General features: G+C 42.9%; 10 protein-coding genes. 6 read left to right on the top strand and 4 right to left on the bottom strand.

Going from position 1 to position 13,097, the window contains the following annotated elements:
• Positions 1–93 precede the first annotated feature (93 nt).
• Both AACQ75_RS08565 and AACQ75_RS08560 read right to left on the bottom strand, forming a co-directional pair.
• The gene (locus AACQ75_RS08565; protein ID WP_170888479.1) at positions 94–885 is read right to left on the bottom strand and encodes a siderophore-interacting protein; all 792 of its coding nucleotides are present in this window, start codon (positions 883–885) and stop codon (positions 94–96) included.
• Between the two features lie 187 nt (positions 886–1,072).
• Positions 1,073–2,557 (bottom strand): peptide MFS transporter, encoded by a 1,485-nt coding sequence (locus tag AACQ75_RS08560; protein WP_026027790.1) that lies wholly within the window; start codon positions 2,555–2,557, stop codon positions 1,073–1,075.
• Positions 2,558–2,862: 305 nt separating this feature from the next.
• Here AACQ75_RS08560 and AACQ75_RS08555 point away from each other — a divergent pair, with 305 nt between their 5' ends.
• Positions 2,863–3,735, top strand: coding sequence for a YdcF family protein (locus AACQ75_RS08555; protein WP_170888478.1), 873 nt, complete (start codon positions 2,863–2,865; stop codon positions 3,733–3,735).
• Between the two features lie 107 nt (positions 3,736–3,842).
• Here AACQ75_RS08555 and focA read toward each other — a convergent pair whose 3' ends face one another.
• Positions 3,843–5,294: a formate transporter FocA gene (focA, locus tag AACQ75_RS08550; RefSeq protein ID WP_170888477.1), complete on the bottom strand. Its 1,452-nt coding sequence runs from the start codon at positions 5,292–5,294 to the stop codon at positions 3,843–3,845.
• Between the two features lie 239 nt (positions 5,295–5,533).
• On the opposite strand from focA, the gene AACQ75_RS08545 reads away from it, so the two are divergent.
• A complete protein-coding gene (locus tag AACQ75_RS08545) occupies positions 5,534–6,439 on the top strand; it encodes a LysR substrate-binding domain-containing protein (RefSeq protein WP_013867825.1) in 906 nt (301 codons plus the stop codon).
• A gap of 328 nt (positions 6,440–6,767) precedes the next feature.
• The gene (locus AACQ75_RS08540) at positions 6,768–7,274 is read left to right on the top strand and encodes a DUF1097 domain-containing protein (RefSeq protein ID WP_019281895.1); all 507 of its coding nucleotides are present in this window, start codon (positions 6,768–6,770) and stop codon (positions 7,272–7,274) included.
• A 163-nt stretch (positions 7,275–7,437) separates the two neighbouring features.
• Here the strand turns inward: AACQ75_RS08540 and AACQ75_RS08535 are convergent, their stop codons facing one another.
• Positions 7,438–9,069 (bottom strand): ATP-dependent endonuclease, encoded by a 1,632-nt coding sequence (locus AACQ75_RS08535; RefSeq protein ID WP_026028965.1) that lies wholly within the window; start codon positions 9,067–9,069, stop codon positions 7,438–7,440.
• A 259-nt stretch (positions 9,070–9,328) separates the two neighbouring features.
• Here AACQ75_RS08535 and AACQ75_RS08530 point away from each other — a divergent pair, with 259 nt between their 5' ends.
• The 3 genes from AACQ75_RS08530 to AACQ75_RS08520 all read left to right on the top strand — a co-directional run bounded on the left by AACQ75_RS08530 (position 9,329) and on the right by AACQ75_RS08520 (position 13,032).
• The gene (locus AACQ75_RS08530) at positions 9,329–11,068 is read left to right on the top strand and encodes a bifunctional metallophosphatase/5'-nucleotidase (protein WP_170888476.1); all 1,740 of its coding nucleotides are present in this window, start codon (positions 9,329–9,331) and stop codon (positions 11,066–11,068) included.
• A gap of 498 nt (positions 11,069–11,566) precedes the next feature.
• The gene (locus AACQ75_RS08525; protein ID WP_170888475.1) at positions 11,567–12,517 is read left to right on the top strand and encodes a TerC/Alx family metal homeostasis membrane protein; all 951 of its coding nucleotides are present in this window, start codon (positions 11,567–11,569) and stop codon (positions 12,515–12,517) included.
• 323 nt (positions 12,518–12,840) lie between these two features.
• The gene (locus AACQ75_RS08520) at positions 12,841–13,032 is read left to right on the top strand and encodes a hypothetical protein (protein ID WP_017042819.1); all 192 of its coding nucleotides are present in this window, start codon (positions 12,841–12,843) and stop codon (positions 13,030–13,032) included.
• The last annotated feature ends 65 nt before the right edge of the window (positions 13,033–13,097 follow it).

Below are 13,097 nucleotides of genomic sequence, written 5' to 3'. Positions count from 1 at the left end.
TAGGTCTGTTAAAGCTATGTTCGTTGAAAATTGAGCGCATTCAATGAAAAAGGCGACCTCTATTAAGTCACCTTTTTACTGTGTTATTGCTGTTTATGACTGAGTTTGTGCATCCGTTTGTTTGAGCTGTTTATGCCCATCTTCACTGACGCCACGTTTCCAGTAGCTGCTGATATAAATATAGTCTTTGGCTATCTCTTTTTCATTGCGAAAATACTCTCTTAGCGCGCGCATGGTATCAAATTCACACGCACACCATACCGAGCCATTCTCACCCAGCCAATTTTTCTCGATAACCGAAGTCGCCAAATTGGTGCTGCTGTCTTTCACGACCCAAGAGATCTCTATGTTCTCCGGAGCCTGTAGTGCCTGTTTGTCATCCACATGCTCAATTTCAATTACTGCATAACCTTTTGCATCACGCGGTAAGCGTTTTAATTGAGCTGCAAGGGCAGGGATCGCGGTCATGTCAGCGGCTAAGAAAAACCATTTCCCATTGGGATTCAACCCTTGAGCTTTACCTGGGCCAGCGATTGAAATCGTATCGCCAATGGCCGTATGCATCGCCCATCTGACTGCAAATCCACACTGCTTATCTTCCGCCTCATGCCGTACAAAATCGATTTCAATGCGGTTGCTGGTCGCATCAAAGCTTCGAATGGTATAAGTGCGCATTATTGGGCGCTGATCAGGGGTTAACCGTGACAAATCAGTGCCACCATCTTCACTAAACAACAGTTTGATATAATCGCCTTCGTTTTCAAGTGTAAAATGCTCAATTGAGTCACCCTGTAACGTAACGCGTTGCAGGGAAGGCGAAATCTGCTGACTACCCACAACCGTGAGTGGATAGAAAGAGCGTTTAGGTTCTGTTTCTTTTTTCATTATTCTCTAGATTACCGTTTTGTCTTTTGTAGGTATAACCTTAAACTGAGTGCTCAATTGATTCAATGATAATAACTATCATTTACGTTATTTTACTTTGAAGAGATGGGAATATGTAACTTTGCAGATAAAAAGCCCCATACGCATAATGGTATGAGGCTTAATAATGCTCACATTTTGCTGATGTTTAAACTTCGTTAGGTGCAACTTCTGCAAGTTCATCCCGTTCGTTCATTTTTGATGCTTCAAGCATTTTTCGAACAACCAATGAAGCAACGATGGCCACTGCTACCATCACTACGGCTAAGATCGTGAGCATTTTAAAGTAGTCGCCATAAACGCTTTGGACGATATGCTGACTGATCACTTGACCTTTTTCTAATGCGATGGAGGTTGAGAACACCGCACCCACAATGCCGCTTAAGGCGATGGCGACTGAAAAGAGGCTAACCGAAAAGTTTTCGATGTGCTTGGGAGCCACTGACAAAATGAAGGCTACTACTAAACTACCAACAATGACTTCCGCAAAAGCTTGGAAGAAGTGGATCATCAAAAAGACTTCTGGTCTGATGACAACATCAGCACCAATATTCATGACTGCCATGGTTAAGATGCCAAATGCAATGGCGGTAAAGATGAATGCAAAGCCAATTTTAGTGGCTGTTGAAAAATTAATGCCTCGCTTTTCCAGTGAAGAGAAAGTCATAGCAATGACAGGCCCAGCAACAATGCACCACAGTGGGTTCATCGCCATTGATGCTTCAGGAGCGATTGGGATTAATCCAAATAAGTCACCACGCATCGTATTGATGGTTACCATGGTCATGGAGGTCATCATTTGCCCGTAATAGACAAAGAAACAGGTGGTGAGCACCGTCATGATAAGAATAGTGCCCATTTTCAAGGTATCGGATCGATTCGCTTTAAACATCAAAAAGATGAAGTAAAAAATGGCAGCCGCACCAATGGCATAAACGATGTTTTGACCGATGTCCATATTAGAAAACATGAAGAAAACTAGCCCAACCATCGCGCATGATACTGCACAAAAGGCGAGCCAGTTTTTCACGCTTACGGGAGCTTGATCAATCTCAGCTGCAGCATTCACTAATGATTTGTTAAACACAATTAAAGTGGCAAAGGCGAACGCTGCCAAAATGGCTGAGAGCATAAAGCTACCGTGAAAACCGATCACTAAAACAAACATCGGGAATAAATATTGACCAAGTAATGCCCCCACATTGTTTACCGAATAATTGACAGGGTAACAGTTTTCAAAATGTTCTTGGGAGCTAAAAGTGCGTTTATATAAACTGGGGTAAGAAGGAGACATTAATCCGCGTGCGTAGCTCGCTAAAGCGATGCCTGCTAATGCCATCGCGACGTTGGTTGTTGAGGCACCCAGCACCAGTAGTGTGTAACCAAGAGCAAAAGCGCCGTAGGCAATGGTTAATGAACGATAAGCGCCAAGGAACTTATCGGCAATAAAACCACCAGCGATCGCAAAAAGGGGGCCAATGGATGAAAATGCTCCTACCACCATCATGGTATCGGCTTCGTTATAATCCAAATCTTCTAGAAAAAAACGGGTTAGGATAACCATTACCCCGTAAAATGATAAGCCAAACATCATTTGGCAGAACATCATTGATTTATTGAGTTTATTCCACATATTAATCTCTCCATGCAGTGGATATTTAGAGTTTATTCCTGTGGATTTTATCATTGGTAGTTATAAATAAATTGAAACAATTATCGCAGAAACCTTACTTTATACACGAGCATTTCTAATGCGTGGCTATCGTTTGAGTAATGTTTAAAAAGTGATTGTTTATTTTATTTTTTGACTCAAGCACTATGCACATGTAGGAGTATTTACGTGTTACCAAACCATACGTTTTAATACTGCTGCTTTCTTGATGTCGATTGCTATGACACAAGTTTTATGGTGGCTGGAATGGAGAGAGAAAAATAACGATGGTAGCCGAGCATCTTTATATCGTATTAGGTAAACGACTTGTTGATCAGCAATTAACATTAGAAGGGCGTAGCCGTGTTGATGGCCTTGTTAAGGCGTTACAACGTCATGACATCGATCATAGTGTCATTGCTTTATGTGGTGGGCTCACGCTAGGGCAACAGATTTCTGAAGCGAAGGCTATGTATCATTACCTTCAATCGGAGCTTACTCGGCTCAATGTGTCACTTTCGAATAACCGCATTTTGCTGGAAGAACACTCGACCAGCACAGTGGAAAATATCGAGAACGTCGCGTTAGAGCTGCAAAAAAACGGTGGCATTGACACGCAAAAAATACTACCTGTCACTTTCATTTCTAACGACTATCACTTGCAGCGTATTTTTGAAATTCAGCAATTAATGGATGAGCAAGGGTTACTGCGAGTGCTTAAACAACGCTGTGAAATGATGGAGATCACGCTGGCTATTTCACCGGATCTGCACGATCACCTAGCGGTGAAATACCCTTATACGCATTTAGCCGCGGAACTGTTTCTATTGGTCGATCAACTAACGACTTACCGTGTCTATCTTGAAGGTGTTGTAGCGGGCTCATTTTTGCGCGATCTCACGCAAGTGAGAGCCATTCCCTACCAAATCGCATATGAGGCTATTTTAGCGATCAACCATAAAATCGCAGACAACCCAAAGTGGGTTTTTGTTCGCTGTCTTACGGATTTATTGATGCAGTGTATCAATGCCACAAAGGGGGCGTTAAGTGTCAGTGAGATTCAACCTTATCTCATTTTGTTCGACAGCAACTTAACGTTATTGAATCGATATCTTGATCCTGAAAACCCGTGCGTCGGACGCTGGTGGCGTCAGGGATAGTAACAAGCGAAATAGATGAATCAAAGAGACCCCGCAATGCGGGGTCTTTGCTTTTTAGTCAAGCGACTTATTTCCTGACCAAAAACCGTTTTGAACAAAACAACGTGTTAAGCCGTTTCTAACGTACGCTCTTTGACCACGCTTAGACGCTCGCCATAAATTGGACGTAGTGCTGCCAGTACATGGTTACGAGTTAGCATACCGACAAACTTGCCATCTTCAAGGACGGGGAGATTTTGTGGTTTGTTCACTTTCATGCTTTTTGCGCGCTCTTCTAAAGAGAGTGAGCTAAAACGAGTAGCAATGCCCATGCTAGTGGTAGGGTATAACTGTTCTTTATCAATACATAAAAACTCGGCGATATCAATCAGACGGTCAGATGCATCGATGGCGATAACATCGCGGCTCATAAGATCCACCACTTTTTGCCCTTCGGTAGGGAGGTAGTCTTGGCACCATAAATCCACCATGGCATCGTGAGCTGAGAAAAATCCGACTAAACGACCAGCCACATCAACCACAGGAGCACTATCGAGCTGGTTATCCAGCAACATATCAATCGCTACTGCGGTTGGCATTTCCACGCCTAGAGTTACAGGTTGGGTGTTCATAATGTCTTTAACTGTAATTGTTTTATTCATTTTCGTTTCCTTCACTGACGTAATTGTTGCTGTTTCCGTAATAGTGCTAATGTTTGCGGCTTTAAGTTGTGGACGGCGGAAAATAGACCAGTTGGCGAGACCAACCAACACAGCACCGCCGACAATATTGCCCAAAGTCACTGGGATAAGGTTTGCCACCACAAATTGATGAATGTTCAAATCTGCGTAATGAGTGGCACTGATACCGATCTGCTGCCAGAAGCTCTCTGGTGCAAAGTTTTGAATCACAATGCCTAAAGGGACCATAAACATGTTGGCTACGCAGTGCTCGAAACCGCTAGAGACGAACATCGCCACAGGCAAAATTGTCATTGCGGCTTTGGTCATTGCATTGGCAGAGCTAAACGTTAACCAAATCGCAAGACAAACCAGTAAGTTACATAGCACCCCAAGAGAAAATGCTTGAACAGGTGTATGGTGTAGTTTGTGCTGCGCGATGTTCAGCGCATTCAACCCCCATTGACCATCATCCAACTGATAGAGACCAGCCCCAGTAACTAAAAGCAGTAAGAACATGGCACCAATGAAGTTACCGATATAAACCTTGCCCCAAATGGATAACATTTTGCTAAAGCTGATTTGTTTATTGGCCCAAGAAATGCTCGACAATACGGAACTGGTAAACAGTTCACCGCCACAAATCACGATTAAAATCAGCCCCATGCTAAAGGCTAAACCACCCGCTAACCGACTGAGCCCCCAACCTGCGTTAGCACTGCCTGTGGTGACCGTGATGTAGAACAAAAATGCTAAGCCGATAAAAGCACCAGCCATAATGGCAAGGCTCAGTGTCATACCGCTACTTTTCTTGGCTTTGCTTAATGCAAATTTCTCGGCTTCTGCCATCATCTCAATCGGTGAGAACAGCTGTTTATTTTCAGAGTAGGCTGCAGACATACACGCTCCCAAAGCTCAATTTCATAATTACCTCCCAAGTTCAAACAAAGCGTCATGCCTTGCTTCCCATACAGACTAACGAACGGGTCATGAAGTAGTAAAATTGATAATTTTTAGATTACTCATCAAATGAATTGATATGAATAAATGAAAGAGTAGAATGAAACCGTTTGCGCATATTAACTCCCTTGAAATTAAAGGTGTGGCGCGCAGTAGATGAAAGCTAAATAGGAAAAGCAGTGCGGTATTCACTCAAACAATTAGCAGTTTTCGATGCTGTTGCCGATAGTGGCAGCGTCAGTCAAGCTGCGGATAAATTAGCGTTAACTCAATCCGCGACCAGTATGTCGCTAGCACAATTGGAAAAAATGTTAGGTCGCCCTTTGTTCGAAAGACAAGGAAAGCAGATGGCATTAACTCATTGGGGAATGTGGCTTAGGCCGAAAGCGAAGCGTTTATTACAAGATGCTCAGCAGATCGAAATGGGCTTTTATGATCAGCACTTGCTTAGCGGTGAAATCAGTATGGGGGCCAGCCAGACCCCTGCCGAGCACCTCGTTCCAGACCTTATCAGCATTCTTGATAACGATTTCCCAGAGATGCGTATTGAGCTTGGTGTGAAAAGCACCAAAGGGGTGATCGATGGCATCCTCGACTACAAATATGACCTTGGTATCATTGAAGGTCGATGCGATGATAACCGTATTTCCCAAGAAGTGTGGTGTCGAGATCACCTAACAGTGATAGCTTCGGCTCATCATCCTTTTGCCAAATGTAAAACGGTGAGTCTTGCACAGCTTGAACAAGCCAAATGGGTGTTAAGAGAACACGGTTCTGGCACTCGCAATATTTTTGATAGCTCGATTCACCATCTTATTTCCGATTTAGATGTGTGGCGAGAGTACGAACATGTTCCTGTGCTACGCAGTATGGTTGCGAATGGTCCGTACTTAACTTGTTTACCTTACCTCGATGTAGAACGCTTTATTGAGAATGGCCAACTGGTAGCGCTCAATGTGCCTGATCTGAATATGGAAAGAACGTTGTCGTTTATTTGGCGAGCAGATATGGCTGAAAACCCGTTGGTTGAGTGCATTAAGCGTGAAGGACTGCGCATGATGAAAGGACGACCAAGCGTACTTTAAGCTTGTTAATCTTGGTTATGATTTACTTTGTTACTTCTCAATATGGGGTGTGATAAGTGAAGCTGTTGAGTGTTCGCATTTAGCATCATATCACACACCCTCATCACCTAATCTAACGCTCATGCTCGATTAAAAAGCACTTCAAATATGTTGATTTATCGTTTGCGTCAACATTTCAATGAAATAAGTGTAGTCATTGCATTTATTTCATGACTTAGGTCACTAGTTATCTGTGGTTGAAGCTTTTAATATCGGCACTTGATTTATTGATGTCGCTATAGCAACGGCTTGTTAAATGACAGGCAGATAGCGGCTAAATGAGGGCGCTATGAGCACACTATTTGCAATTTCACTAACGACAGGCATTCTTTCTGGTGTTTGGGGCTGGATAGCCGTTTCGTTAGGCTTACTATCATGGGCTGGCTTTTTAGGATGTACGAGTTATTTTGCCTCTCCAACCGAAGGTATTAAAGGTCTTGCAGAAAGTTTGATAACTAATATCAGTGGCGTTTTTTGGGCAATGGTCATTATTCATTCATCCAGTTTGGTGAGCTTGGATATTTTGGGCTACGTTGTCACTGCGGTAGTGGCATTTTTAATGTGCATTCAAGCGTCGAAAGCGTGGCTTGGTTATATCCCTGGAACCTTTATTGGCGCTTGTGCTACTTTTGCTGCGGGTGGTGATTGGCAACTGGTTATTCCATCACTTCTATTCGGTGGCATTTTTGGCTTTGCGATGAAAACAAGTGGTATGTGGTTGCATCAACGATCTAACCAGCCAACGCTGAGCGACAGCGCAACTGTTGAAACGCGTTCTAAATCCTCAACTTGTTAATTTATGTTTAAGACTAATGCTGGTGAAATCTGCATTGGTAAAGGTTACCCCCAATTGATCCGTATCGATTCATCAAAATTGTTGATATACCCATTCAATATAAGATTAGTCACATATAGCGAAATGGAAATGATACGAGGCACACAATCATGTGTGCCTTTTTTTACGTGTGGCCATTGGCCATCGTAATCACGCGTTTTAGTGTCCAGCGCAACAGTACAGGAATAAAGTCCACACCTTGTTGTTCACAATGGGAAACTATGGCAAGCGCCAAATCAGGTTTCGCGTGTTTTTTCAGCACACGTGTGACCACTTTTTTCGCAGGGATTGGATGATCGTAAGGTATTTTAATCAAATCTTTGAAGAAGTGTTCAAAGCCATGAGAGTACAGAAAATGTTCGATATCTCGATCGGGAAGTTCGGTTAGGCGGTGTCGTTCTTGATCACCTGTCAGCATACCGCGTACCGTTGACGAATATTTTTTGCCAGCGGGATCGCCATCAGTCACGACATGCCAATCAATGCCAAACGCTTTCGCCACTTTAATTAAGGACTTCAGACCAGACTGAGCAAATTCGACAATTTGTACTCCTTCGGCGGCTAGATTATAGCCACACTGGCGAGCCAGCTCACTAAACAGCCACACCTCAGTTTCTCCTTCAACCAACAACCAGCAGCGAGCAAAAAGCACCCCTGAACGATGAAAACGAATATGAAAACCGATACGTCGTAGTTCGTCCTTACTCAATCCACGAGAGATCATCGAATTTGCAATGGTACGGTCAGAAGTACGCACCAAACGCCGAATCGAATGAAGGGGAACAGAGCCAAGCAGATCACCACTGTTCGTTGTGAGAATTTTCTGCATGGGTAATAGTTGAAGTAAACTCCAAGCGCGCGCCAGATGAGTAGGGTGCAATCGACCTTCGGGATCTTCGATAATCAGCAGCGGCCTAGCGCAACGTCGTAGGTCAGTTGGGCCTTTGGCTTGCAGATAAGCATTGAGTAAGCCCATCAACAGCAAACGAGTTTGCTTATTTTTAGTCTCTTCAACAAATTGGCTTATGTTTTTATCGGCGGTTGGGCTGGAATAGACTAAGCTGTCACGTTGCTGTCTTGGGTTTTTACGTGTCTGACTTTTGAATGAAAAATAGTGATCAACTAATACATTCATTGAGTTAAGGCTACTTCTCATCTCGCCCTTGTTGACATGTCCAGGAATGGCCAGTAAACGACGACAGGTATTATCAATGCGTTTTTCGGCGCGAGAATTTTTACCGTTACCATTGACGAAAGGTCGCTCGAAACGCCGTGAATCTTTCAAACGGATCACTGGGTGTAAGCTCATCAGCTCTTGCGCTAATTTTTCGGAATGATGCAGCGGTAGTGGATTGCCTTCGAGGTCTAAAAACAGGTAGCGAGTGGTAATATCATATCGCTCACGAGTGGCACTGATGCGATAGAATATCCGTTTCGTACCCGTTTCATCTTCAACCCAAATCGGCCTCAGCTTACGATAACGGCCGGATCGAGATTCATTTTTATCTGTAGAAACAAAGCTTAAGACAATTTGTAAATGCTGAGTTTGAGGATGAGCGATAGAGTAATCGACGTGGAAATCTTGCATTTCAAATTGATAAGGTACACCGTTGGCTGGTAGCACTACTGATAAGGCGTCCAACAATGAGGACTTACCCCAAGTATTTTCACCGATCAATGTGGTGAGTTCATCAAAAGCGAGCGATAAACGTTTGATTCCTCTGAATCCGGAAATTTCAATTCGCTCTAGATGCATAGGCAGACTCCTTTTATAACTCAACAAGTTAGCTTCTCGCTGAGTCTGTTTTTCTTTAAGCATAATGGAAATTATGCAGATAAGTAGGCTGCTGACTCACATATCAAGTGTTTATGTTGGGGCAGCCGAATGAAACAAAGGCTACAAAGCGTGATGAGGTTGACTTAGCGTAATTATATTTTCAAACTCGTTTCATAAAAGTCACGATTCTGTCATGATTCTTCAGCTAGGATAGAGTGGAAAAAGAAGAGAAAGATAAATGATGCATAAAAAGAATAGACCAGCATCAATTATGCTGGCACACATTAATGACACTCACTCATATTTTGAACCGACATCGCTGCAATTGACTCTCCACATCCAACAGCAGACTTTAACACCGTATGTAAGCGCTGGCGGCTTTGCTCGAATTGCAACACGAGTTCAGCAATTGAAAGAAGATGCGGCGCGTATGAAGCGAGCCTTTGTATTTTTACACGCTGGGGATTGTTTCCAAGGCACGCTCTATTTCTCGCTATTTAAAGGTAAAGCCAATGCGGACATGCTCAACGCATTGAATCTTGATGCGATGGCATTAGGCAATCACGAACTGGATATGGGTAATGAACCCGTTGCCCATTTTGTTAAACGTATTCAATTCCCATTGTTAGCTGGTAATTGGGACCTTTCCAACGAAAGATCGAATAAGCCTTTTCCAATAGCTGGTAGCTCGCAAGTGATAAGTTATCAACCTCAAGGTGACCACGCTCGCTGGATAGAAAAACAGGCTGGTGATGAAACAATTGCAATTTTCGGCTTGTCACTTGATAAAATGGCCGATATTGCCAACCCAGATCTCGATACTCCATTTATTAACGCTATCCAAACGGCGAAAAATACTGTTGCTGAAATACGCGCTAAAGGGATCAACAAAATTGTTCTACTTAGCCATTTAGGTTATGAAGCGGACATTGAGCTCGCACAGCAAGTGGAAGGCATTAGTGTTGTCGTCGGCGGGCATAGCCACCGATTACAAGGTGATTTTAGTGCACTAGGGCTGATGAAAGATGATGAGTATGGTTTAAGAATTAATGACACTTATGTCGTCCAATCCGGTTATCATTCTTTGAGCTTAGGTCATTGTTATATCGACTTTTCAGCCGATGGCAAAGTGGACAAATTTCAGGGTCGTAATGAACTGTTACTTGGCCGTCGACTGTTTCTTGATGCCAGCATGAGCGAAGCGGGCACCGATAACACCCATTTAGCGGCGTGCGAATTTTTAAGCCAGCACCCTAATGTGGTGGTGTGTAAGAAAGATCAGCAGGTCCAAGGAATATTGATCGATAAATACATGCCGCGAGTACGTCAGCTGCAACAAAATATTATCGCACATGCTGATCGTTTCTTAAGACACGTCAGAATTCCTGATGAAACTGGGCCGAGTGAGTTGGCTCCTTTGGTGGCTCAATCATTCGTCTATGCCATGCGGCAAAGAGGGCACCCCGTGCAGTTTGCAATACATAACGCTGGTGGAGTCAGAAACTCGCTCAACGCCGGACAAGTTTCGGTGGCAGACATTGCCGGAAATTTATTGCCTTTTGCCGTTCCTATTGGTGTCTACCGAGTGCAGGGAGAAACCTTAATTGAGATGCTTGAAGGGGCAATTAATAATGCGCTGGGCAATGGGGTCGACGGCACAGGTTCTGGCAGTTATCCTTACACCCACAATCTCTCGTTTACTTATGCCGCCGATCGGCCTGTAGGACAACGCATCACAAATGTGTTGTTATTTGATGAGCAAAAAGGTTGGCAACCTATTGATCTTAATAGTTATTATTGTGGAACCTCTTCGGCCTATACCATGAAAGGCAAAGAGGGATATGATGCGATAGTGAAAATGAAGGGAGAAGGTTTTGTTTCGAATGTGTCAATGGCCGATGCGTTTATTGAACTGCTGACGGAAAAACCTGAAATACTTAACCACGCAGGAACTCAACCCCAACATCATTATCAGTAACTCGGTTTGACATAAATTTACTGGCATAGACTTTGCTTTTTAACTTTCAGTCTTAACGCATCTTCAACCCGATGAAGGTGCATGAAGATGTGAAAGGGGAAAGTATAATGTGGATTAGAGATTGGTTAGATGCTGCTGTCGTCGTTGCTTGGGTCAGTGCATGGTCTGTATTGGTGTATTTATTACCACTGGCAGGCGTATAAAAATCTAAGCTAAAAAGGAGCATAAATGGCTCCTTTTTTTGATCACGGCTATGGACCTTTGCATCCAATAGGCATAAAATCCGCGCTGATTGGGGAGTAGTCGCCTTTGTTTACTTATCGTCAGCTCGTTAAGCGCATGCTTATCCGGTAAGTATAAATAGCCTTCTGTTAAAAACGGAATGCTTATTTCGACGAGACCAACGCATTCAGCTCTGTTCATTATGAACAGCGGTTTTTGTTTGCGGAAGGTTTCGATCGGTTAATCCCATCTTATCCTTCCGCCTTTGGAGGATATATGACCCCAACAACCTATCTCAGCTTTGCAATTCTGACTCTATTTCTTGTTGTTATCGATATTTGGCAAACCCGTGGTGGTAAAGTCACGATCACTAAAGCTGCCGTTTGGAGCGTGATTTGGTTTATGCTGGCGTTTGCATTCGCCGCGAGTATCTATTTCTTTTGGGATAGTTACGCACCAACCAGTTCATACAGTGCCGAAAAGGCGACGATCTCGTTTATTACTGGTTACTTGTTAGAAAAATCGTTAAGTGTTGATAACTTATTCGTCTTTGCGATTATTTTTCATCAATACGCCGTCCCAGAGCATTTACGCCCGCGGGCTCTATTGTGGGGAGTGATCGGCGCTTTGTGTTTACGAGCGGTGATGATTGTGATTGGTGCGCAGCTGCTTGAACAATATCATTGGTTACTTTATGTGTTTGCATTATTTCTTATGTGGACCGGTATTCAACTTGCGCGTGAGAAAGGCGATGAACAGCTAAACCCAATGCCGGAGAAACTGATTCGACGTTGGTTCAATGTGACGGATCATTACGAAGGGAATGCTTTGGTTGTGAGCCGCAATAAGCAATGGTTTGTGACTCCAATGATGATTGTGATTGGCGTGATTGCTTTTATGGATGTCATGTTCGCATTAGATTCAATACCGGCTATTTTTGCCGTGACCCGCGAACCCTTTTTAGTGTTAGCAGCGAACGTGTTTGCGTTACTTGGTTTGCGGTCTTTGTACTTTGTGTTGCAAGGGATGATGGATAAGTTTATTTACCTAAAACCAGCGCTTTCCTTCATCATGATATTCATTGGTATTAAGATGATGCTAGTCGGTTCTGCGTGGGAAATTCCGACACCAGTCTCACTGGGTGTACTGTTAATCACTATGATTATTGCGGTGTTGGCTTCTGTCTATAAGCAGAGAAGTCCATTACCTGCTACTCATAAGTCATAATATAAGTAAACTGAGGTAAGTGTTTGACAATACTTACCTCTCTCTTTTATTTATCCTTTATCTAACCGACGATAAAAATATTAATGTGAAAATTTTGTAAATAACCGGTGTTTTTGTTTTTCATTGCGATTTAAATTCGCCAAATCAAACTTAATGTGAATAAGTAGTCGATTATCGTGGATAATAAAAGCATGCGTTGTTATGGGTTTGTTTCATTAGAATAACTAATTTGAATGTGGAAAATTTGTCATTTTTTAACCAAAAAAATATCACCTAGAATTCATTTCAACAAAGTAAGTTACCGAATTAACAGAGAGGCTATCATGGCACAAGCAATGAATATGGGTACGATTACAGCACCTACCTCTATGGATAAAAAAACCTACGCGGTTAACTTCAAAGGATTGATTGCACATTTAGTTGATATTCTGTTTGTCGACCACAGCGAACCTCGCAGCTACTACGCGAATAATTTGTCTGGTCACATGCAGAAAGATATCGGTTTATACCGTTAATTTAATGTGTAGAGATGTAAAAGCCGACGGATTAAATAGTCGGCTTTTTTGTATTTAAAATTTAC

This window comes from Vibrio sp. B1-2 (assembly GCF_963888445.1).
GTDB lineage: Bacteria > Pseudomonadota > Gammaproteobacteria > Enterobacterales > Vibrionaceae > Vibrio > Vibrio anguillarum.
This window is presented reverse-complemented; position numbering and strand designations above follow the sequence as displayed.